Source organism: Ensifer oleiphilus (genome assembly GCF_013371465.1).
Classification (GTDB): Bacteria; Pseudomonadota; Alphaproteobacteria; order Rhizobiales; family Rhizobiaceae; genus Ensifer; species Ensifer oleiphilus.
In genome coordinates this window covers 417,734-441,291 of the sequence record NZ_JABWDU010000003.1, presented here as the reverse complement: position 1 = coordinate 441,291, position 23,558 = coordinate 417,734, and the positions used below count along the sequence as shown (strand labels likewise).

The following is a 23,558-nucleotide window of genomic DNA, read 5'->3' as shown; positions in this document are numbered from 1 at the left end:
CCGCCGGCGCGTCCGTGTTGCAATTGGCAAACGTCGAGCGCGACACTACATTGCCGGTCCATGCGTTGGGAGAGTTAAGAGACCATGTTCCAGGCAGCCGCAATCGACACAGGCGACAAGACCGAATTCTACAGGGAATTGGCGCAGCAACTCGAAGCCCTGCTGCAGGGTGAGCCCAACATGATCGCCAACGCCGCCAACACCTCGGCGCTGATGTTCCAGACGATGCCCGATCTGAATTGGGCCGGCTTTTATTTCCTCGACACAGATGACGAGCTGGTGCTCGGACCATTCCAGGGCAAGCCCGCCTGCGTGCGCATTCCTGTCGGCCGCGGCGTCTGCGGCACGGCCGTGAAGGAAGGACAGTCGATCCTCGTCGAGGATGTGCACGCCTTTCCGGGGCATATCGCCTGCGATGCTGCGTCGCGCTCCGAACTCGTCGTTCCCGTCAGGCGTCATGGCCGGGTGATTGGCGTCATCGACCTCGATAGCCCCGAACCTGCACGTTTCGATCGTGACGACCAGGCCGGTATCGAAAAGCTGGCCGCGATCTTCGCCGCGGCGATCGGCTGAAGGCATTGGCCGCCATGATGTGTCAGCAACTAACCGGCTATCGGTGTTGATCGCGCCATGACAGATATCCAGGACGCCGTCGCGCCCACCGCCGAGGCCGAGACGCATGCGCGCGTGGCCCGCAAAATCGATATCGTCGTCATCGGTGCCGGACAGGCGGGCCTGTCGTCTGCCTACCATCTGAGCCGGCTCGGCCTTTCGCCCCAGATGCAGTACGTCGTCATAGACCGGTCGCCGCAGCCGGGCGGTGCCTGGCAGTTCCGCTGGCCGTCGCTGACGCTGAGCACCGTCAACGGCATTCACGATCTTCCCGGCATGAAGTTTGCCGAAGCCGTCGACACGAGCAAGGGCGAGGTCCACGCCGCAGTTGCCGTGCCGCAATATTACGGCGCCTACGAGAAGGCATTCGGCCTACCCGTTCGCCGGCCGGTTGTCGTCAAGGTGGTGTGCGAGCGGGGCGAACGTTTCAGGGTGGAGACCGACGCCGGCGTCTATGCCGCGCGCGGCATCATCAACGCCACCGGCACCTGGGAAGCGCCCTATATTCCGTCCTATCCGGGGGCCGACCTTTTCAAGGGTCGCCAGCTGCATACGAAGGACTATCAGACGGCCGGTGAATTTGCCGGCCAGCACGTGCTGATCGTTGGTGGCGGTATCTCGGCAATCCAGCTGCTGGATGAAATATCGCAGGTGACATCGACGACTTGGGTAACGCGCGAGGCGCCGGCCTTTCGTGACGCGCCGTTTACACCGGAGGTCGGGCGCGCGGCCGTCGCCATGGTCGAAGATCGCGTCCGACGTGGCCTGCCGCCGGGCTCGGTCGTCTCCGTCACCGGCATTCCGGTGACGCCGGCGATCCTCGCTGCCCGCGCCCGCGGTGCGCTCGATCGTCAGCCGATGTTTGCCGAGCTAATCGAGCATGGTGTGCGCTGGCCGGATGGCCGGGAGCAAGACGTCGACGTCATTCTCTGGAGCACCGGCTTTCGAAGCGCGCTCGATCACCTGGCGCCGCTGCAATTGCGCAATGCCGATGGCGGCATCCTGATGACAGGTCGGCTTGCGACACAGGTGGCCAGGGATCCGAGACTTCATCTCGTCGGTTATGGCCCGTCGGCGTCCACCATCGGTGCAAACCGCGCAGGCGGTGCTGCCGCCCGTGAGCTCGCCGAACACCTTCACCTGCTTTGATCGCGGACCATTGCGATCGTTTCGGAGTTGATGGTCGAGGGACACGCAGAGTGTGTCAGGCGCGTACCTTGGCCTGCCATCGAGCTAACTCCGGGCACGCGGCCGATGGTTACGATCCGCGCTATCGCCTCAAAATTCCGCTTGAGCCGAACGTTGCGTCATACCTTAAGCATGATTCCCGAAGGCGCTTTGAAGAGCCAGGCGCTGAGCGAAGGCGGTAGAGGTGCGGGGACGTATCCCGGTACGGCAACTGTCGATGCTCATGGCGTTCACTCGATCTTACCGCACTACCAGAGGTCTTTCTCTGGGCGCGCTCGAAGGTGACGCCGTAGGACATGGTTGTGGATGATGTTGCAGGCAATGCCAAAGAAGCGCCAAGCGGCCGTCATAACACTTCGATTTGTCGTTGCCGGCATCGTCTTTGGCTTGGTTACGCTCGCCATTGCAGTTGCCGTCAACGGCAAAGCCGCGCACGACGGCCGTCTGCTTCCTGATCTCAAGATAGGTTTCAGCATCCGCTGGTGACCGGAGGCCTATCCTCGGCAGCCCTTCGCACGTCCATTCGACGCAAGGCGATAGGGGGCTTCCCAGTGAGCTCCTGCTTTTCTGCCGGTGGCTCACCTTCACCCGCTGTCCGTTCTGCTGAATTGAGTCCGTCGTGGCTTGGCGTAGCCGAACTTTGGGAGCGTGCATCGCCCCACTTGATCAGGTCAGGTGGCAGCTCTTATGTCACCCCTTCGTCATAGAGCTATGACGATTACTCATAATATTGCGTGATTTTTTCCATTCAATCATAGTTACGTCAACAAAAGCCGACAGGAAGGCCGAATCGCGATGTCGCGCCAGGCTGTTCTCAGTACGGGGAACCCATGATCAAGTTCATACTCAATCGTCTCGTGATGGCGATACCGACGATCGTCATCGTCTCGGTTGCCGTCTTCACGCTCATCCGTCTCATTCCCGGCGATCCGGCGGCGCTGATGCTCGGCGATATGGCCGAGCCGCAGCAGATCGCCGAAATGCGCAGCGTGCTCGGCCTCGACCGCAGCATTCCAGAGCAGTTCGTCATCTGGGCCGGCAATATCCTGTCCGGCGACTTCGGCCGTTCTATCGTCACTGACGAACCGGTTCTGCACCTGGTGCTGAGCCGCTTCATGGTCAGCGCCGAGATCGTCGTCATCGCCGTGTTCCTGGCGAGCCTGATTGCCGTTCCCGCCGGCGTCATTGCCGCCTGGCGGCAGAACAGCCTGACGGATTTGGCGCTGGTCGGCACGGCGACCGTACTTCTGTCGATACCGACCTTCTGGCTCGGCCTGCTGTTGCTGCTTGCCTTCGGCCTCAAGCTAGGCTGGCTGCCGGTACTCGGCTACGTGCCGATCTCTGAAAACTGGAAGGCGGGCCTGCTCTACCTCGTGCTTCCTGTCATGACGCTGGTCATCCACGAAATGGGCGTGATCATCCGCATGGCACGCGCCTCGACGCTCGAGGTTCTCCGCCTCGACTACATCACCCACGCCCGCGCCAAGGGTCTGTCGGAAAGTGCCGTGCTCTGGAAGCACGCCTTCAAGAATGCCTTCGGCCCAACCTGGACGATGATCGGCCTGATCCTCGGCAATCTGCTCGGCGGCATCGCCGTGATCGAGACGGTGTTCACCATCCCGGGCCTCGGTCGCCTGATGGTCGACAGCATCTTCCAGCGCGATTACCCGGTGATCCAGGGTTGCCTGCTGCTCGTCGCCTTCTCCTATGTCGTCGTCAACCTGGTGGTCGACCTTCTCTATCCTCTCTTCGATCCGCGGGTGGTGGCAGAATGAGAAAGTTCACGTTCAACGGCGTCATCGGCGGCGGTCTCATCGCCGTGCTCGTCATTACCGCGCTGATCGGGGTGTTCTGGACGCCCTACGATCCCTCGGCACTCGGCTTCACCTCTCGTCTGGCAGCCCCCGGTGCCGCCCATTGGCTCGGCACAGACGAGTTCGGACGCGACGTTGCCAGCCGGCTGATGATCGGCGCCCGCGCCAGCGTCTGGATCGGCTGTCTCACGGTTGCCTTCGCAGTAGTCTGCGGCACGCTGATCGGCCTTGTCAGCGGCTATGCCCGCGGCTGGGTCGATGGCGTCATCATGGCGGTCAACAACGCGCTGCTCGCCTTCCCCGGCATCCTTCTGGCGCTCGGCTTGCTCGCTGTCTTCGGGGCAAACCAGTACGGCATCATCTTCGCGCTCGGCATCGCCTATACGCCGTCGATGGCGCGGGTCGTGCGCGGCGCCGTCCTGTCGCTGCGCGAACGGGAGTTCATCGAGGCCTCGCGCGTCATGGGCAATGGCGAGATCTACACCATGCTGCGCCACATCCTGCCGAACTGCCTTGCGCCGATTACCGTGCTTGCGACCTCGATGTTCGGCTGGGCGATCCTGTCGGAGAGCGCGCTGTCGTTCCTTGGCCTCGGCGTGCCGCCACCGGCGCCGACCTGGGGCAACATGCTGGCCGCCGGCCGCCCGTTCATCGAGCAGGCCGTCTGGCTCGGCTTCTTCCCCGGCCTTTGCATCGCGCTGACGCTGCTCGGCATTAACCTTCTCGGCGACGCGCTCCGCGACAAGCTCGACCCCCGCATGCGAGGCCTGAAATGACCGGAAATTCCCTCCTCAGCGTTCGCGATCTGTCACTTGCCGTCGCCCATAACGGCAACCAGGTGGTGAAGAACGTCAGCTTCGACGTCGGCGCGGGTGAAATCGTCGGCATCGTCGGCGAATCCGGTTCTGGCAAGACGCTCGCCACCCGCGCCATCATCGGGCTGATACCGCCTGCCGTGCGCCATGTCGGCGGCACCATCAGCTACCGCGGACGCGATGTGTTGTCCCTGAAGGATCGCGATCTCCGGCATCTGCGCGGCGGCGAGATCGGCGTCGTTTTCCAGGAACCGATGACTTCGCTCAACCCGTCGATGACCATCGGCAGGCAACTGGAAGAAGGCCTGATCCTGCACACGAAGAAGAGCGCCGACGAACGTCGGGCCGCCATTCTGGACATGCTGAAGCGCGTCGGCCTGCGGGAACCGGAGCGGGCGCTTGCCGCCTATCCGCACGAGTTTTCCGGCGGCATGCGCCAGCGCATCATGCTCGCCTCCGTCATGCTCTTGAAGCCGGCTCTGCTGATTGCCGATGAGCCGACGACGGCGCTCGACGCCGTGGTGCAGCGCGACGTCATGGAGCTGATGGTCGAACTGACGCAAGCCGAAGGCACGGCCGTTCTTCTCATTAGCCACGATCTGCCGATGGTGGCGCGCTACACCAACCGCTTCGTCGTCATGGAAAAGGGCGTGATCGTCGAGCAGGGCACGACCGAGGATATCCTCAGCGCGCCTGAGCATCCCTACACCCGCAAGCTCCTGTCTTCGCTGCCGTTTCGCGCGGCGCCGCGCAAGCTCGACATGTCCCGGACGCCGATGGTGTCGGCGCGCGATATAGTCGTTGAATATCCAGGCCGCAAAGGGCTCTTCCGCAAGCAGGCGCCGAAGCGCGCGCTGCACGGCGTTAGTGTCGACATTCACGTCGGCGAAGTCGTTGCCCTCGTCGGCGGCTCCGGTTCGGGCAAGACGACGCTCGGGCGCACGATCGCCGGTCTCGTCAATGAGAGCGAAGGCGAGATCCTCTTCCAGGGCCGCGAGCGCAGCGCCGACTGGCGCGATTACCGGCTGAATTGCCAGATGGTCTTCCAGGACCCCTATTCCTCGCTCGACCCACGCATGACCATTCAGGCGCTGGTCGAAGAGGCGCTGCGGCTGGTGCCCGATCTCGATGGCGCGGCCAAGCGCAAGCGGGCGCTGGAAACGCTGGATGAGGTCGGGCTCGGTGGCGATTTTTCCAGCCGCTATCCGCATGAGCTTTCCGGCGGCCAGCGCCAGCGCGTCGCCATTGCCCGGGCGATTGCCCGACGGCCGAAGTTCCTGATCGCCGACGAACCGGTCTCGGCACTCGACGTGACGGTGCGGGCGCAGGTGCTCGAACTCTTTTCCGACCTGCAGAAGCGCTACGGCTTTTCCTGCCTGTTCATCAGTCACGACCTCGGCGTTGTCGAGCAGGTCGCAGACCGGGTGATCGTCATGCAGGACGGCCGCATCGTCGAACAGGGCGATCGCGACCGCATCTTCGACCAGCCCCAGGAGGCCTATACGCGCAAGCTGCTGTCGGCGATCCCGGCGCTCGACCTCAACCAGACGGGCGGCGTAACCCTCAAATGGCGCCTGGAGGCCTGACATGACCATCGCGATCACGACCGCCACCATCTCCGAACAGCTTCATGCGATCGCCGACGCCCAGCCGTTCATCACGCGCTTCCTCGTCCGCAATCTCCACACCGGCGAGACGATCGGGCGGGGCGAAAACGAAGAGACGCCGTCGGCGAGCACCCGCAAGACCTCGATCATGATGGCGGCGCTGAAGGCGGCGCACGAGGGCCGGCTCGATCTTGATTCAGCCATCACCTACGAAGAGCGGCTGAAGCACGAGGTCGCGAGCGGCATGTTCCGTTACATGACGCCGGGCATCGTCATTTCGCTGCGTGATGCCATCGTCGGCATGATGGTCTTGAGCGACAACGTCTGCACCAAGATGGTGTTGGAGCGGCTGACGCTGGAAGAAGTCGACAGCTACTGCAAGGCGATCGGGATGGCCGGAACCCACCATCGCTTCCTGATCCCGCCGCTCGGGCTGAAGCCGGACCATTCGCTCGGCGAAGTTACGACGACGACGGCGGCCGACCAGATCCTGCTGCTCGAAGCCATTCTTGCTGCGCAGGATGACGAAGCTGCCGCCGCCCGTCTCGGCACATCGGTCGAGCTCTGCCGCTTTGCGCTGCAGACGCTGAAAAACCAGATCTTGCGCTACGGTATCCGCTCGCGCCTGCCTTTTGAGGCTGTCGTCGCCAGCAAGTCCGGGCGCGGCAAGCGCGGGCGCATGGATGCCGGCCTCGTCTATCGCGACAACAGGCCGCTCTACTGCATCGCCGTCTTCACCGACGCCGTGCCGCAGGTGATGGCCGACGGCACGCCCGGCTACACCATTGCGCTCGAAACCATCGGCCTATTGTCCAAGGCCTGCTGGGACGCGTTCTGAGCCGAAATCAACCGCAACAATCCAACAAGAAACAACTGGAGAAGAGTGGAACCATGAAGAACATTTTCCTTGCCGGCACCATGCTGATGAGTGCCATCGGCTTTGCCGAGGCGCGTGACCTGGTCGTCGCGCAGAGCTCCGATATCCGCAGCAACGTCCCGGGTGTCAACCGTGATGGCAACACCGATTCCGTGATCTTTCACATCGTCGAAGGCCTTGTCGGCTACGCCGAAAACGGCGAGGTCAAGCCACTCGTCGCCAAGGGTTTTGAAGTGTCGCCGGATGGCCTGACCTATACCTTCAAGCTGCGGGACGACGTGAAGTTCCACAATGGCAATGCGGTCACGGCCGACGACGTCGTCTGGAACTGGAACCGCTACATGGCCGCAGACACCAAGTGGACCTGCGCCGGCGACTTCGACGGCAGCAAGACCATCAAGGTTTCGGCGGTCACCGCCGTCGATCCGTCTACGGTCACGATGACGATCGAAAAGCCCTCGGCAGTCTTCCTCGGCCTGATGGCGCGTCCGGAATGCGGCTATACCGGCATCATCGCCAAGGACTCCGTTGGCGCGGACGGCGCCTTCGTCGCGCCCATTGGTACCGGGCCGTTCAAATGGGCCGAGTGGAAGAAGGGCGAATATGTCCGTCTCGAGAAGAACGACGCCTATGTTTCGCCGGCCAATGACGGCAAGCCGGATGGCATGGTCGGCTCCAAGCGGCCGCTGGTCGACGGCATCAAGTTCATGGTCATCCCCGATGCCTCGACGGTGAAGACCGGCCTGCTGTCGGGTGCGCTCGACACCGCCGAAGTCTCCGCCGACCTGATCTCGGAGTTCAAGGACAGCGAGACGATGCAACTGATCGTCAAGCGCAACAACGGCAAGAACCTGCTTTACTTCCAGACCCGCGACAAGGTGCTGAGCAACATCGCCGTTCGCCGCGCCATGGCCGAAGCGCTCGACCTCGACCAGCTGGTTGCCGCCGTGTCGAACGGCACAGGCGAGGCCAACGGCTCGATGGTTTCTGCGGACTCGATCTTCTACTCCGACGTCCAGAAGACCAAGATCCCGATGGACCTGGAAAAGGCCAAGAAGGATCTGGCGGATGCCGGCTACAACGGCGAGCCGATCACCATCATCGCCAACAAGCGCGGCAACGTGCCGAGCTTCCCGGCGGCAGTCGTCGCCCAGGCGATGATGCAACAGGTTGGTCTCAACGTGCAGATCGAAGTGCTGGACTATGCGACCCAGGTCGATCGCCGCCGCTCCGGCAACTACCAGGTGATCTCGCAGTCGGTCGCGCCGCGTCTCGATCCAGCGCTGATGTATTCCTTCTACGTCGGCAACAAGGACAAGAACGCCTCGCTGATGTGGGATAACCCCAAGGCAATCGAGCTAATGAAGGCGGCCTATGTCGAGGCCGACCAGGCCAAGCGCCAGGCAATCTTCGACGAATTCCACAAGCTGATGCTCGAGGAAGTCCCGGGGATCTTCATGTACGACATGGTCGACATCTGGGGCGCGACGAAGAAGCTGCACGGCGAGCCTGTGTGGCAGTCGAACACCCGGCTCTGGGAAGTCACGCTCGACGACTAACCCCGTATAATCCTCGGTGGCGGCACCCGTGCCGCCGCCTTCAACCTGAAGACAGAAATACCAATGCGGCCGGCCCCCCATGCTGCCCGCAAGAGGAATATCTATGCCCCAGCCATCCGTCGTCGCCGCTCTCTCCGACATCGTCGAGGCGTTGAAGCCCGAATTCGCTGCGATGAGCGATGCGATCTGGGACTATGCCGAACTGAGCTTTCGCGAGCACAAGTCGGCGGCAACGCAGATTGCGATGTTGGAGAAGCACGGGTTTCGCATCAAGCGGGGAACGGCCGATATCGAAACGGCCTTTACCGGCGAGGCAGGCGAGGGCGGTCCGGTCATCGCCCTTCTCGGCGAGTTCGACGCGCTGGCGGGCCTGAGCCAGATCGCCGGCATTGCTGAGGAGAAACCGCTTGAGGACGGGGGCACCGGCCACGGCTGCGGCCACAATCTTCTCGGGACGGGGTCGCTTCTCGCCGCCGTGGCACTTGCGCAATACCTCAGAGAAAACAATCTGCCGGGAACCGTGCGTTACTACGGCTGCCCTGGCGAAGAGGGCGGCTCCGGCAAGACCTTCATGGCGCGCGCCGGCGCCTTTGCCGATGTCGATACCGCGCTCACCTGGCATCCGGCACCGTTCAACGGGGTGCGCTCGACCAACAATCTCGCCGTCCTCGAAATCTACTATCGTTTCAAGGGGGTCGCGGCACATGCCTCGAACGGCGCCCATCTTGGGCGTAGCGCGCTTGACGCGCTGGAACTGATGAACATTGGCGTCAACTTCCTGCGCGAGCACATGCCGCAGGATTGCCGCGTGCACTACGCGATCACCGATGCCGGCGGCACGGCGGCCAATGTCGTCCAAGCGCGTGCCGAAGCGCTCTATCTTGTGCGCGCACCGCAAATGCCGGAAGCCTTGGCACTGGCTGCCCGCATCGACAAGGTCGCCAGGGGAGCGGCGATGATGACAGAGACGGAGGTCGAGATCGTCTTCGATCGCGCCGCCACCAATCTGCTGCCCAACATCACGCTGGAAACGGCGATCCACCAGAACATGGTTGCGCTCGGCCCGGTTCCCTTCGATGAGGCCGACGTCGAGTTTGCCCGCGAGATCCAGAAGACGATGACGCCGGAGGCGATCGCCAGCAGCATCCGGCTTTACCAGATCAAGGGCGATGTCTTTGCCAACAGCCGGATGGACGGATCGAGCGGCCTGCACCTGGGGCTTCGTGAATTCGAGGGTCAGTCGCATTTCCGTGCCGGTTCGACCGATGTCGGCGATGTCAGCTGGGTGACGCCGACGGCGCAATGCTGGGCACCTGCCTGGGCGATCGGCACTGCGCCGCACACCTGGCAGGTGGTGGCGCAGGGCAAGAGCCCGGCGGCGCACAAGGCGTTCGCCCATGCCGCCAAGTCGCTGGCAACGACCGGCCTTGATCTCATCCTCGATCCGGACCTGCTGGCACGCGCGAAGTCCGAGTGGCGGGAAAAGACCGAGGGCACCCCCTACCGGTGCCCGATCCCGGCTCATATCGGTCCCAAGCTCTGAGCATCTGGCAATATTGCCAAGACTCGATGTTCCAACGAAGCCGCCGCCCTCGGGTCGGCGGCTTTCCTGTTTCCTTCGACTCGTAACATCAGGGGATTGTGTTCACTGGGATGTTCGAATCCGGCCCGACGCCTTGACGCGAATCATTGCATCCGGCATCACTGTTACGGAATTTTCTGAATATGTGCCATTTAGGCGTATCTGAATTAAATCTCTGTTAGTGTCTCCCCAGCGTAAACCATGCGGGACGGCACGCCAGGAGCACGGCGGGAATGGATATGACGGTAACACAAACGCGACCCGAGACGGATCTTTCCCACGCCCGGCAGCCGGCGGATGAAGCGATCGCCGCCGATGCACGCGCCCTTTCCGAACAGCTGAAGGCGATGCGGGAGCGTCTGTTCCCGCCAACCGCGATGAAGACCCTTCGCAGCTTCACCTCCGGCGAGGCCGCCAAGCTGATCGGCGTCTCCGACGGTTATCTGCGCCAGCTGTCGCTGGCGGGCGAGGGGCCGCAACCCGATACCGGAACCGGCGGCCGTCGCTCCTATTCGCTCTCCGATATCAATGCGCTCCGCCGTCACCTGGCCGAGCAGGCGCTTGCAAAAGGCAATGCCGCCAAGGCGCGCAGCTACCTGAAATGGCGCGACCGCGAGCGCGGTGAACACCTGCAGGTGATTTCCGTCACCAACTTCAAGGGCGGCTCCGGCAAGACCACCTCGTCGGTCCACATTGCGCAATATCTCGCCATGACCGGCCACCGGGTTCTGGCCGTCGATCTCGATCCGCAGGCGTCGCTTTCGGCCCTTTTCGGCTATCAGCCGGAACTGGACCTCACCGGCAACGACACGCTCTATGGCGCAATCCGCTACGACGCCGAGGCACGGCCGCTAAAGGACATCATCCGGCCGACCTATTTCGACGGGCTCGACCTGGTGCCCGGCAATCTGGAACTGCAGGAGTTCGAACACACGACGCCGCAGGCGCTCAGCGCCCGCCACAATGGCTCGGAGGCCGGCCCGTTGTTCTTCGCGCGGGTCCAGGCGGCATTGGCAAGCGTTGCCGACGACTACGACGTCGTTGTCATCGACTGCCCGCCGCAGCTCGGCTATCTCACGCTGTCGGCGCTTTGCGCCTCGACGTCGGTGCTGGTCACCGTGCATCCGCAGATGCTCGACGTCGCGTCGATGAACCAGTTCCTCTACATGACCTCGGACTTGCTGAGCGTCGTGCGCGAGGCGGGCGGCGAACTCAACTTCGACTTCCTGCGCTATCTCGTCACCCGCTTCGAGCCGAACGATGGCCCGCAGGCGCAGATCGTCGGTTTCATGCGCTCGCTGTTCGGCGACCGCGTCCTGACCTCGGCGATGGTCAAGTCGACCGCCGTTTCCGATGCTGGTCTCACCAAGCAGACGCTCTACGAAGTGGGCCGGGAAAATTTCACGCGCGCCACCTACGACCGCGCGATCGAATCCTTGAACGCCGTCAACGGCGAGATCGAAGCTCTCATTCATGCGGCCTGGGGGCGCTAAGAGACATGGCTGGCAACCGCAAGAACGAACTGCGTGCCCTTTTTTCCGGAAACGTAACGCCGGCCGCGCCCGCAGCCGAGCAGAATTTGGCCGCCCCCGCCGAGACGGCAGCCCCGAAAGCCGTACCTGTGCCTGTCGAAACACCCCGTGCGGCGTCGGGCGCCATCAAGGCCATGGGTCTTTCGCTTGGCAGCATCACGCGTGAGGCCGAGGAAGCCCGGTCGCTGCGCGAGGCGCTGCATCAGGGCGAACGGGTCGTGGAACTCGATCCCGATCTGGTGGACGCCTCTTTCGTCGGCGACCGTTTGACCGACGGCGAACTCGACGATCCGGACTTCCTGGCGCTCGGCGACAGCATTCGCGAAAACGGCCAGCAGTCACCGATCCTGGTGCGCCCGCATCCGGAAAAGCACGGTCGCTATCAGACCGCCTATGGTCATCGACGGTTGAACGCCGTCCGCAGTCTCGGCATCAAGGTCAAGGCCATCGTTCGACCCTTGACGGATGATGAGCTTGTGCTGGCGCAGGGCAAGGAAAACGCCGAACGCCGCAACCTTTCGTTCATCGAGCGCGCGCTTTTTGCCTCGGCGCTCGTCGACCGAGGCTTCGATCGCAAGGTGATCGGCGACGCGCTTTCCGTCCAGAAGAGCGAGTTGTCGCGATTGATCCAGGTCGCCGAAAGCGTTCCGCTGCCAATCGCGCGGGCTATCGGCCCGGCGCCCAAGGTCGGCCGGGAACGCTGGATGGCGATCGGGGCTCTGCTGGAAGGCGAGCCGGCACGGCAGAAGGCAGAGGACGAGATAAGTTTGAGGCGGTTCCTCGAAGCCGACAGCGACCGGCGCTTTCAGCTCGTCTTCGCACGCCTGTCGCGGACCGACAGGCAGGATCCGGCCAAGCCGGAGGTTCTCAAGGACGAAAACGGCCGGGCCTTTGCCAAGCTGAAGCGGGACGAAAAGAGCGCCCGGATCGAGTTTTCGCCTGACGTCAGCCCGGCTTTTGTCGATGAGGCGATCGAGCTGCTGGCCAAGCATCACGCGGCTTTCGTGGCTGCGCGCCGGAGCTGATCGCTCGGGATTGTCGCACACTTTTGGCGGTCATTCTCGCACCGGCGTGACCTCGTCACGCCGGTGCGATTCGTCGCGGCCTCCGTCTCCGACTGAAGCGGCTCGCCCCGCCATGCTGAAGCGTCTCGGAATGGGGAACCGGAAGAAATATTTTCGTCCCCGGGCCGCCAGCGACAGAATGGCGCGATGCCCTTGAGCGGGATGGGGATTGCGGGCGTTTCAGCGGTCGCTTTGCCGGGTTCAGCGGCCCGCCGGACGTCTTTCGGGCGGCCCTTGGAAGGGACTTGTTAACCTTCATTTTCTATCGCTTAGCAGGCCCCTCGGCGATGTCTCTAGCTCTTCCAGGACCCATGCGTATTCCCAGGACAAATTTCTCTCAGGCAGCTTTGCATGATGCAAACCAGGCGGATTACTATGACGATCCGCAGGACGGTGCGTTGAGCGATATGCCCACCCATGACGTGGAACCCGTCGATCCCTACCAGCTGTACGAGGCGCCTGCCGCGCCTCGCAGACCCGCCAACCTGCAATCGGACGCGACGGCACATGTCGGCCGCGCTGCCCGCCTTTATGGCCAGGGCACGGCCTACGCGCCGGCCCAGGTGACGACGTCGACCGACGAGCCGTTGCCGACCCTGTCGGAGATCGCCGGCCACTACGGCGATTCGACGTGGGAGAGCCACTTCTTCCTGGCGCCGAATGTGCGCTTTACCCGCACGCCGGAGCGCGAATTTACCAAGCGCCGCGCGCCATCGGACAGCGAGAGCGAAGTGGCGCCTGAAGAAACCAGTGCGCCTGTCGAAACGGTCGTCGCAGAGGTCGCGACAGTCGAGGTTGCTCCGGTGGCCAACAACGTGGCTCCTGAGGTTATCGAGGTTGCCGCGTCCGCTGAAACGCCGGTGGTCTTCGCCGCGCCGGTACCGGCCGCCGAACCTGCCTTGCCATCCTACAGCCCGTCCGAGCTGCTGCGCGTGTTGACGAGCCAGCTGCCGCATTGGTCGTCGGCGCCCAAGGCAGAGGCCGCCAACGCGGTTTCCGTCGGTGGTACTGCGATCGCTGAGAGCCAGCCGGTCCTGGCTACCAACGAAGCGCCTGCAGCCATCACGCCGCCGGCTGTAACGGCCGAGCCGCTGCCGATCGCTGAGCCAACGGCCCTCGCGCCAGAGTTCCCGACTGACACGCGTCAGTCGTTCCTGTCGGATTTCGCGTTCTTCGAATTCGGTCCGTCCGGTGGGGATGACGAACCGGCCGCGGCCGTAGCCGTGCAGCCGAAGCCATTCGTTGAAACCGCGGCGCCGGTTTCCTTTACGCCAGCTTCGTCCGTGACGATGCCGACGCCGGCATCAACTCCGGCCCCCGTCAAAACGGTCGAAATCAGGCGTATGCCGCCAACGGCGATCACGTCGTTGTTCCGCGTCGTCGAATGCCGCCCGGCAGCCGCCGCACCAGCGATGCCTGCCGCCGCGGAAACGGCACCGGTAGAACCGGTGTCGGTCGAACCTGTCCGCGACGCGCCTGCACCCATTGTCGTGCCGTCGGAAATCGCATCGGTTCCTCCTGCCGTTATCGAGCCGGCTGAGATCAGCGCGTTGATGGCTGAGGAAGAGCCTGCTCGTCCGGCTGCGACGGTTTCCAAGGCAGCGATCACCATGCCCGCCCAGGTCTCGCGCGCACCGTCGCTGTTACCGCCGATCGGCGCGACCGAGCGTTTCGTGCCGACCGATGGTTATGAGTTCCCGTCCGAAGACTTGTTGCAGGAGCCGCCGGAAGGGCGCGGCTTCTTCATGTCGCAGGAACAGCTCGAGCAGAATGCCGGGCTCCTCGAAAGCGTTCTCGAAGATTTCGGTGTGCGCGGCGAGATCATCCACGTCCGCCCCGGTCCGGTCGTCACGCTCTATGAATTCGAGCCGGCGCCCGGCGTCAAATCCTCGCGCGTGATCAATCTGGCCGACGACATCGCCCGTTCGATGTCGGCACTGTCGGCCCGCGTCGCCGTCGTGCCCGGCCGCAACGTCATCGGCATCGAACTGCCGAATGCGACGCGCGAAACCGTCTATTTCCGCGAGCTGATCGAATCCGTTGATTTCCGCAAGACGAACTGCAAGCTGGCGCTGTGCCTGGGCAAGACGATCGGCGGCGAGCCCGTCATCGCCGAACTCGCCAAGATGCCGCATCTGCTTGTGGCCGGCACCACCGGCTCGGGCAAGTCGGTGGCGATCAACACCATGATCCTGTCGCTGCTCTATCGGCTGAAGCCGGAAGAGTGCCGTCTGATCATGGTCGACCCGAAGATGCTTGAGCTCTCCGTCTATGACGGCATCCCGCACTTGCTGACGCCCGTCGTTACCGATCCGAAGAAGGCCGTCATGGCGCTGAAATGGGCGGTGCGCGAGATGGAGGATCGCTATCGCAAGATGTCGCGCCTCGGCGTTCGCAATATCGACGGCTACAACCAACGCGCTGCCGCCGCCCGTGAAAAGGGCGAGCCGGTGATGTGCACGGTTCAGGCCGGCTTCGAGAAGGGCACCGGCGAGGCGCTGTTCGAGCAGCAGGAAATGGATCTGGCGCCGATGCCTTACATCGTCGTCATCGTCGACGAGATGGCCGACCTGATGATGGTCGCCGGCAAGGAGATCGAAGGGGCGATCCAGCGGCTGGCGCAGATGGCGCGTGCTGCCGGTATCCACCTGATCATGGCGACGCAGCGGCCTTCGGTCGATGTCATCACCGGAACGATCAAGGCCAACTTCCCGACCCGCATCTCCTTCCAGGTGACCTCGAAGATCGACAGCCGCACCATCCTCGGCGAACAGGGTGCCGAGCAGCTGCTCGGCCAGGGCGACATGCTGCACATGCAGGGTGGCGGGCGCATCGCCCGTGTCCACGGACCGTTCGTTTCGGACCAGGAAGTGGAACATGTCGTTGCCCACCTGAAGACGCAAGGCAGGCCCGAATACCTCGAAACCGTCACGGCGGACGAAGAGGAAGAGGAGCCTGCGGAAGAGCAGGGCGCCGTGTTCGACAAGACCGCCATGGCTTCGGAGGACGGCAACGAACTCTACGACCAGGCCGTCAAGGTGGTGCTACGCGACAAGAAATGCTCGACCTCCTATATCCAGCGTCGCCTGGGCATCGGCTACAACCGCGCCGCTTCTCTCGTCGAACGCATGGAGAAGGAAGGCCTTGTCGGCGCTGCCAACCATGTCGGCAAGCGCGAGATCATCCATGGCAATCGCGACCATGCGGTCGCGCCTGATGGCGACGACATGGACTGACAACTCGCGCGTAGGGCGCAGGGTATTGTTCGATAAGAGGCCGCGGAGCGAATGCTGCGCGGCCTTTTTCGTGCGCACCGAATTTTTCTTATGCCGCGTAGCGATTGAACCACGGTCGCGGGGGGGGCGGCATCTGTCTCGGAGCGGCCACCTTCCACTGTTCGCCGCAATCAGAGCCCCGCTCGGGCTGGCGCGCAGGTCTATAGTCGGTCCCTGTGATCGAGAATTTTCGCCACTCGAAGTTCTCCCCATGTCAAAATAAAAACGTTTTTATTTTCCTTGAAAACGTTTTTATTGGCTGTTACGCATATGTGAAGAGTGAGCCAAGGGCCTGGGAGGGTGCATGGCAGCGCATATGCATAAAACCCGGCGGGCACCGGCGCCAACGATCAAGACGCTGGCCGAGATCACCGGCTATTCCATCGCGACCATCTCGAAAGCGCTCAGGGAATCGCCTGTCGTTGCGCCCGTGACCCGCGATCTCATCTTCAAGGCGGCGCGCGAAGTCGGTTATCAGGCGAACGCGCGCGGCATGGCGCTTCGCACCGGAAAGAGCTTTCAGGCCGCCGTGCTGATGCCAGTGACGGCCGCGCGCGACTATGAGTGGGACGGTGTCGAATATACGCAGATCTTAAGTGGCGTCAGCCAGGCGCTTGATGGCACCGACTACCGGATGTCTGTGCACGTCATCCGCGATGCTGCCGACGGCGCTGAAGCGGCTCGCCGCATCGTCGATCAGGGGCTTGCCGATGGCTTGATTTTTTCGGGAATTCTTGCCGACGACCCGCGCATCGATCTGCTGGTCGATCACCATTTCCCGTTTGTCTCGATGGGACGTTGCCGCAAGGATCTGGACTACGCCCATGTCGATATCGACAACGAATGGGCGGCCCATGCTGCGACTGCCCGACTGCTCGCCGGCGGTCATCGTCGGATCGCGCTCGTCAATCCGGAGCGCCGGTTCTCTTATGCGATGGACAGGCTGGACGGCTTCGCTCGCGCCTTCCGCGAGGCGGGGATTGCCGCCTCTGCCGATTTGATCGTCGAAGGTGATCTCTCCACCCATTTCGGCCGGCAGAGTGTGATCGACCTGCTGCAGGTCGCCGAGCCGCCGACCGCCTTTGTCTGCATCAACGAATCGACGACGCTCGGCGTGCTTTCGGGGCTCGGCAGCCTCGGAAGGCAGGTGGGTGTCGACGTCGATGTGATCGCCTATGACGACATCAACGTCAGCGCCTATTTCACCCCGCCGATCACCACCTTCTATCAACCGATCGAGGTCCTTGGACGGACCCTCGGACAATTCCTGTTGAAGCGCATGGAGGGCGAGGACCCGAAGGCGCTCAGGCAGGTCTTTAGGCCAACCCTGATCGAACGACAGCCAGACAATCTCGGCGGCAGGCTAGCCTAATTTTTTACCATCCAAGGAGGAGAACCATGAAAAAACTGATCATTGCACTGACCTTTGCAGCCCTTTCCGCAAGCGTGTCCCATGCCGCCGATCTCGGCGGAAAATTGCTCAAGGTGGGGTCCGACACCACCTCACCGCCGATGGAAAGCGTCGATCCGGCAACCGGCCAGATCGTTGGTTTCGACGTCGATGTGGTCAATGCGGTCTGCGCCAAGATCAACTGCCAGGCCGAGTTCATCACCACCGGCTGGGACGGCATCTTTGCTGCTCTCGATCAGGGCAATTTCGATCTCGTCGCATCGGGCGTCTCGATCACCGAGGAACGCAAGAAGGCGATGGATTTCTCGGATCCTTACATCGTCAACAGCCAGGCCGTGCTGATGCGCGTTGAAGACCAGGACATCACGCTAGAACGCTTCAAGGACGCCGGCAGAAAGCTGTCGGCCCAGGCGAACACCACCGACGCGCAGGTCGCCGAAAGCGTCGTCGGCAAGGAGAACGTCGCCGCCTATGACACATTCAGCGCTGCGATCATCGCGCTCAAGAACAAGGATGTCGACGGTGTCGTCATCAACGGCGCCAATGCGGCGGCTTACGAGCGCGAATTTGCCGGGGAACTGGTGGTAGCGATCAAGGATCTTGAATCCGACCCGCTCGGCCTGGTCTTCCGCAAGGGCGACGAAAACGTCGCGGCCTTCAACGAAGGCCTGAAGATGATCAAGGACGACGGCACGCTCGATCAGTTGATCAACAAGTACTGGGGCCTGAAGTAACCCTTCCGCAATGTCCCCGGAGCGTCGACGTGCGCTCCGGGATCACAGCCTGTTCCATTCGATACCCCGGAGGAATGAATGTCGTTCCTGAGAAGCGTGCGTCCGAGCAATCTCATCATCCTGACCGCGCTGCCCTTCATCATCTATCTCTTCGTGTCCTCCGGAGACTACCAGCGGTCGCTTCGCGCCATTCTTGGCGTCGAGAACGGCTCGTCGGCCTTCGTGCCCGGGTTTCTTGCGCTGGCGATCGCCTTTTCGTCGGGGCTCTGCGTGCTGCTGTTTTCGCGACAGAAGGCGAGCCGGCCGAAATGGGCGGTCGCCTGCGCCTTCCTTAACGTCGCTGCGGCGGTCGTCCTGTTGCTTGGCCAGAACATTCATCCTTTCATCGCCTCGGTGGTTGCAAACGGCGTCGATGCCTTCAAATCGGAGTTGATCGTCAAGGGCGTGACGCCGCGGCAACTGACGGAGGCGGCCGATCTGTGGGTGCGAGGCGTCGAGGCCTGGCTGTTTCCCGCCTATCTGCTGCTGAGCCTTCTCGGGCTCGGGCTGTTTTTTGCCGGGGCGCGTGGTGGCGAGCCTGTCGATACTCCGCTGCGGCGTGCTGGCCGCTGGGTCCTCGGCACCGTCAACGGCGCCGGACTGGTCTTCGTCTTCTTCTTCGCCCATATCGCCTTTGCCGCAGGCGTGGCGACCACCATCCGCGCCGCGATTGCCGCCTACATTCTGGCCGCAGTGCTGGGCCTCATCTGGGTCGGGCTTCTGCAGTTGCACTCGACGGTGCGCACCAGCCTGTATTTTGCCGTTGCCACTCTGGTACTTGCGCTTGTGGCCGGTTGGTTCCTGTTGCAGCCGCGCGACACCTACGTGCTCGCCGGCACGCTTCAAGGCAAGGTCGGCATCGTCACCAATACGCCGGCGGGCCTGATCAGCGCCGTGCGCTTCGGCCAGTATGACGGCGCGCCGCAGACGGAGACGCCCGTGCGCACCTTTGTCGGCCCGACCGAGGCGCTCGCCTCGATCGCGAAGAATGAAGGCGTCAGTGCCGCCCTGCTGCCGGCCGCCTCTGCGCCTGCCGATCTGCCGGTGCTGTGGAAGCCCGAGGCGCTCAACGACCGCGATAGGGCGACCGGCATCACCGTCGCTGTGCTTGCAATCGTCCTCGGGCTTTTGACTTTCGGCGGCTATCTGCACCAGCGCCATCCGTTGGCGATCGGCTCGGAATTCATCGTCGATACCATTCGCGGCATTCCGATGCTGGTGATCGTGCTCTATGTCGGCTTGCCGCTCAGCGGCGCGCTGAAGGATGCCACGCAAGGTGTGCTCGATCCGCCCAATCTGGTTCGTGGCATCGTCGCCATGGCGCTTGCCTATTCGGCCTATCTCGCGGAAATTTTCCGCTCGGGCATCAACGCCATTCCGGTCGGCCAGGTCGAGGCGGCGCGCAGCATCGGCCTCAATCGCTGGCAGACGGCGCGGCTCGTCATCCTGCCGCAGGCATTCCGGATCATCATTCCGCCGCTCGGCAACGAACTGATCGCGATCCTGAAAGACACCTCGCTTCTGTCGATCCTGTCGATCCGCGACATCACCCAGCGGATGCGCGAGTTCCAGTCGGCAAGCTTCCTGCCGTTCGCGCCCTATAACTCTGCCGCGATCTTCTACATCTTCCTGACGCTGGCCGCGGCGAGCCTCGTGAACATGGTCGAGAGAAAATATGACATCAAGCATCGATAGGGTTGGAGCGCGGGAGCGCCGGACGGTACTGATCACCGGCGCCTCCCGCGGCCTTGGCCGCGAACTGGCGGCGCTTTATGCGGGCGACGGCTGGCGCGTGATTGCCTGCGTCCGTGGACAGGCGTCTTTCGACGGCAACATCGAAACGCAGTCGCTCGATGTCTCAGACAGCGCCTCGATCACGGCACTTGGACGTGGGCTCGAAGGTATAGCGATCGACGTGCTCATCAACAATGCCGGCATCCGCGGCGACACAGGTGGGCTGGCGACGCTCGATGACGAGGATTTCGTCGAGGTCATGCGCATCAACGCGCTCGCGCCCTTGCTTCTGGCGCGGGCCCTGCAGGCAAATCTCGTTGCCGGAGAGAAGCGGATCATCGCCAACATCAGCAGCCGCGCCGGTTCGCTTGCCGAAGGCACGCTCGACGATGATGACGGCGACTACGCCTACCGCTGCTCGAAAGCGGCCCTGAATATGGCAACGGTGAAGCTGGCGCAGGATTTGCGCAAGGATGGCATCACCGTGCTGTCGCTGCACCCCGGCTGGGTGAAGACCGACATGGGCGGCGACGAGGCCCAGGTACCGGTGGCGACGAGTGCGGCCGGATTGAAGGCAAGGATCGACGGAGCGGGCATGGCCGATAGCGGCAGTTTCCGCGGCTACGACGGACGGCGGATTTCATGGTGACGGGACAAGCAGCAGGCATGACACAGAACGACGTGAAGGCAGAGCAGGAACTGGCGGCCATCCGCACATTGCTCACCGAGGCCTATGGCCTCGAAGGGGACGTATTGCCGCTCCCGGGTGAGCACGACCTCAACTACCGCGTCCGCGCGCAAGACGGCGAGCAGTATCTCCTCAAACTGCACGCGCCTGCTGATGCCGACGACCTCGGAATGCAGGTGGCGGTGCTCGACCACCTGGCGAACACGGCGCCGGATCTGCCGGTGTCGCAGCCTGTGCTCAGCCGCACCGGTGCATCGACAGTGAAAGTCACCGTGCGCGGTGAGCGCACGGCGCGGCTGCTCACTTGGCTTCCTGGCGATATCTGGGCGAAATCCGTATCCAGAACTCCCGCCAGCGCCGAAACGCTCGGGTCGCTGCTCGGCCAGCTTGACCGAAGCCTTGAAGGTTTTGCCCATGCCGGCACAAAGCGAATCTATGCCTGGGATATTGGCCGTGCCGACATGCATTTGCAGCATGTGGACCTGATCGATGGCGACGAAAAGCAGGCTGCGGTGCGCGCGATCCTTGAACGGTTCGCTGCTTCCGTCCTTCCAAGCCTGGAAACCTGCCCGCGCCAGGTCATTCACAACGACGCCAACGACTACAATGTGCTTTTGGACGTGGAGGGGCGCGTCAGCGGCCTGCTCGATTTCGGCGATATGGTCGAGACCTGGCGTGTGGTCGAGATTGCGGTCGCTGCAGCCTATGCGCTGATCGGCGCCAGGGATGCCGTCGGCACGATTGGCGCACTCGCCGGTGCCTATCACCGAGCAAATCCGATCAGCGAGGCCGAAGCGGATCTGATCTTCGATCTCGTGCGCACCCGCTACGCCGTCAGCATGTGCATGGCGGCCAAGCAGATCCGCGAAAATCCTGAAAACACCTACCTGCTTGTCAGCCAGGAAGACGTCTGGCGCGAACTTCAACGCCTGGAGCGCGAAAACCGCGCTGTCGCTATCGCCCGCATCCGCGACGCTTGCGGTTTTGCACCGATCGCGCATGCGGCGAGTGTCATGCGCTGGCTGGAGCTGAATGCCCACGATTTCTCGGCGATCGTCAAGCCGACTGTCACGAAGCCGCAAGTCGCCGTCTTCGATTTTGCGGCCTCCAACCCGGAGGCAGCCCAATGGACGGCACTTGACGCCCAGGCTGCCGAGGCGCGGATCGCCGACCATATCCGTGCGCAGAAGGCCGATTTCGGCATCGGCCTCTATGGCGAGGATCGCGCGATTTATCGGGGCGACGCCTATGAGACGGCGACCTCAGGTGAGCGCCGTTCGATCCATCTCGGCGTCGATATCTTCGCGCCGGCAGGCGAGCCGGTGCATGCGCCATTCGCCGGCAAGGTCGCCTTCCTGCACGACGATGCGGTCGCCTTCGGCTTCGGCCCGACCGTTCTACTCGAACATGCGACCGATACCGGCGACATCTTCTGGACGCTTTACGGTCATCTGTCGCGCGAGACACTCGCGACGTTGACGATCGGTCAGCCCATCGCCACGGGTGAACGTTTTGCCGTCTTTGGCGCGGCCGAAGAAAACGGCAACTGGGCGCCGCATCTGCACTTCCAGCTGGTGACCGACCATCTCGGGCTTGAGGGACGCATGTTCGGCGTCGGCGTGCGCGATCAGTGGCAGGTCTGGCGTGAGGTCAGCCCCGATCCGAGCGTGGTGCTCGGGCTCTCCGTGCCGGCCTCCGTCATCGTCGCGCGCGACAAGGACTTTCTCGTGCGTGAGCGTCATCGCCGCATCGGCCGTTCGCTCAGCATCGCCTATAGTGCCGCACCGCTGAAGATCGTCGGCGGCGAAGGCGCCCACCTGATCGACGAGGATGGCACGCGTTGGCTCGATATGGTCAACAATGTCTGCCATGTCGGCCATTGCAATCCGCGCATCGTCAAGGCGGCGCAGACGCAGATGGGCAAGCTCAACACCAACTCCCGTTATCTGCACGATTCCCTGGTCGAATATTCCAGGCGGCTGGCAGCTCTGTTTCCCGATCCGCTCAACGTCTGCTTCTTCGTCAATTCCGGCAGCGAGGCCAACGATCTGGCGCTCAGGTTGGCGCGTGCCTACACCGGCAACCGCGACGTCATCACGGTCGATCACGCCTATCACGGCCATTTGTCGAGCATGATCGACGTCAGCCCCTACAAGTTCGCCGGCAAGGGCGGCGAGGGGCGTCCGGCCCATGTCAAGGTTGCCGAAATGCCGGATCTCTATCGCGGCCGTTATCGCTACGGTGATGCGGACGCCGGCCGCAAATATGCCGATGACGTGCGCAGTCAGGTTCTGGCGCTCGCCGCCAACGGCCGCCGGCCGGCGCTGTTCTTCAGCGAGGGCATTCTGGGGACCGGCGGACAGCTGACGTTGCCGGAAGGGTATCTGCGCGAAGCCTATGCACATGTGCGCGCCGCCGGCGGTCTTTGCCTCGCCGACGAGGTGCAGGTCGGCTTCGGTCGCGTCGGCAGCCATATGTGGGCGCACCAGACGCAAGGGGTGATCCCGGATATCGTCACCATGGGCAAGCCGATCGGCAACGGGCACCCGATGGCGGCCGTCGTCACGACAGAGGCGATTGCCGCGTCCTTTGCCAATGGCATGGAGTACTTCAACACCTTCGGCGGCAACCCGGTTTCGGCCGAGATCGGCCTTGCTGTGCTCGATGTCATCCGCGACGAGCGGCTGATGCATCATTGCCAGGTCGTCGGCGACCGGCTGATGGACGGCGCCCGGGCACTGGCCAAGCGCCATGCCATCATCGGCGACGTGCGCGGCTACGGCCTCTTCAACGGCATTGAGCTGGTACGTGACCGCGAGACGCTGGAGCCGGCGGCAAGCGAGCTCGACTTCATCATCGCCGAAATGAAGCGCAAGCACCGGATCCTGCTCAGCAGTGAGGGGCCGCATCACAACGTGCTGAAGGTGAAACCACCGGCACCGTTCAGCGCTGCCGATTGCGACTATTTCCTCGAAGCGCTCGACGACACGCTCGGGCGACTAAACCATTGATCAGGATGAGATACGG

Annotated in this window: 17 protein-coding genes; all 17 read left to right on the top strand. The window is 63.1% G+C overall.

Annotated elements, in window-relative coordinates; genetic code table 11:
• The first annotated feature begins 84 nt into the window (after nucleotides 1–84).
• Nucleotides 85–573, top strand: coding sequence for a GAF domain-containing protein (locus HT585_RS14715; protein ID WP_176353641.1), 489 nt, complete (start codon nucleotides 85–87; stop codon nucleotides 571–573).
• Between the two features lie 57 nt (nucleotides 574–630).
• On the top strand, nucleotides 631–1,761 hold the full coding sequence (locus tag HT585_RS14710) for an FAD-dependent oxidoreductase (protein ID WP_176353640.1): 1,131 nt from the start codon (nucleotides 631–633) through the stop codon (nucleotides 1,759–1,761).
• Between the two features lie 345 nt (nucleotides 1,762–2,106).
• Nucleotides 2,107–2,286 (top strand): hypothetical protein, encoded by a 180-nt coding sequence (locus tag HT585_RS14705; protein WP_176353639.1) that lies wholly within the window; start codon nucleotides 2,107–2,109, stop codon nucleotides 2,284–2,286.
• A gap of 344 nt (nucleotides 2,287–2,630) precedes the next feature.
• On the top strand, nucleotides 2,631–3,575 hold the full coding sequence (locus tag HT585_RS14700; RefSeq protein WP_065797635.1) for an ABC transporter permease: 945 nt from the start codon (nucleotides 2,631–2,633) through the stop codon (nucleotides 3,573–3,575).
• The gene (locus HT585_RS14695; RefSeq protein ID WP_176353638.1) at nucleotides 3,572–4,390 is read left to right on the top strand and encodes an ABC transporter permease; all 819 of its coding nucleotides are present in this window, start codon (nucleotides 3,572–3,574) and stop codon (nucleotides 4,388–4,390) included. Before HT585_RS14700 ends, HT585_RS14695 begins: the two co-directional genes overlap by 4 nt.
• Nucleotides 4,387–6,015, top strand: coding sequence for an ABC transporter ATP-binding protein (locus HT585_RS14690; RefSeq protein WP_176353637.1), 1,629 nt, complete (start codon nucleotides 4,387–4,389; stop codon nucleotides 6,013–6,015). Before HT585_RS14695 ends, HT585_RS14690 begins: the two co-directional genes overlap by 4 nt.
• Nucleotide 6,016: 1 nt before the next feature.
• The gene (locus HT585_RS14685; RefSeq protein WP_176353636.1) at nucleotides 6,017–6,874 is read left to right on the top strand and encodes a serine hydrolase; all 858 of its coding nucleotides are present in this window, start codon (nucleotides 6,017–6,019) and stop codon (nucleotides 6,872–6,874) included.
• Between the two features lie 53 nt (nucleotides 6,875–6,927).
• A complete protein-coding gene (locus HT585_RS14680) occupies nucleotides 6,928–8,472 on the top strand; it encodes an ABC transporter substrate-binding protein (RefSeq protein ID WP_176353635.1) in 1,545 nt (514 codons plus the stop codon).
• Nucleotides 8,473–8,575: 103 nt separating this feature from the next.
• Nucleotides 8,576–10,015, top strand: a complete 1,440-nt coding sequence (locus tag HT585_RS14675; RefSeq protein ID WP_176353634.1) for a M20 family metallopeptidase — start codon at nucleotides 8,576–8,578, stop codon at nucleotides 10,013–10,015.
• A 272-nt stretch (nucleotides 10,016–10,287) separates the two neighbouring features.
• Nucleotides 10,288–11,547: a plasmid partitioning protein RepA gene (gene repA / locus HT585_RS14670; protein ID WP_425513746.1), complete on the top strand. Its 1,260-nt coding sequence runs from the start codon at nucleotides 10,288–10,290 to the stop codon at nucleotides 11,545–11,547.
• Between the two features lie 5 nt (nucleotides 11,548–11,552).
• A complete protein-coding gene (gene repB / locus HT585_RS14665) occupies nucleotides 11,553–12,611 on the top strand; it encodes a plasmid partitioning protein RepB (protein ID WP_176353633.1) in 1,059 nt (352 codons plus the stop codon).
• Nucleotides 12,612–12,961: 350 nt separating this feature from the next.
• Nucleotides 12,962–15,886: a DNA translocase FtsK gene (locus tag HT585_RS14660; protein ID WP_176353632.1), complete on the top strand. Its 2,925-nt coding sequence runs from the start codon at nucleotides 12,962–12,964 to the stop codon at nucleotides 15,884–15,886.
• A 343-nt stretch (nucleotides 15,887–16,229) separates the two neighbouring features.
• Complete coding sequence (locus tag HT585_RS14655) at nucleotides 16,230–17,297, top strand: LacI family transcriptional regulator (protein ID WP_246707687.1); 1,068 nt, start codon at nucleotides 16,230–16,232, stop codon at nucleotides 17,295–17,297.
• 26 nt (nucleotides 17,298–17,323) lie between these two features.
• Nucleotides 17,324–18,070, top strand: coding sequence for a transporter substrate-binding domain-containing protein (locus tag HT585_RS14650; RefSeq protein WP_176353631.1), 747 nt, complete (start codon nucleotides 17,324–17,326; stop codon nucleotides 18,068–18,070).
• 78 nt (nucleotides 18,071–18,148) lie between these two features.
• Nucleotides 18,149–19,804 (top strand): amino acid ABC transporter permease, encoded by a 1,656-nt coding sequence (locus HT585_RS14645; RefSeq protein ID WP_176353630.1) that lies wholly within the window; start codon nucleotides 18,149–18,151, stop codon nucleotides 19,802–19,804.
• Entirely contained in the window at nucleotides 19,785–20,492 is a 708-nt protein-coding gene (locus HT585_RS14640) for an SDR family oxidoreductase (protein ID WP_176353629.1), read from the top strand. The genes HT585_RS14645 and HT585_RS14640 overlap by 20 nt, the downstream gene beginning before the upstream one ends.
• Before the next feature lie 17 nt (nucleotides 20,493–20,509).
• The gene (locus tag HT585_RS14635; RefSeq protein WP_176353628.1) at nucleotides 20,510–23,542 is read left to right on the top strand and encodes an aminotransferase class III-fold pyridoxal phosphate-dependent enzyme; all 3,033 of its coding nucleotides are present in this window, start codon (nucleotides 20,510–20,512) and stop codon (nucleotides 23,540–23,542) included.
• Nucleotides 23,543–23,558 lie beyond the last annotated feature (16 nt).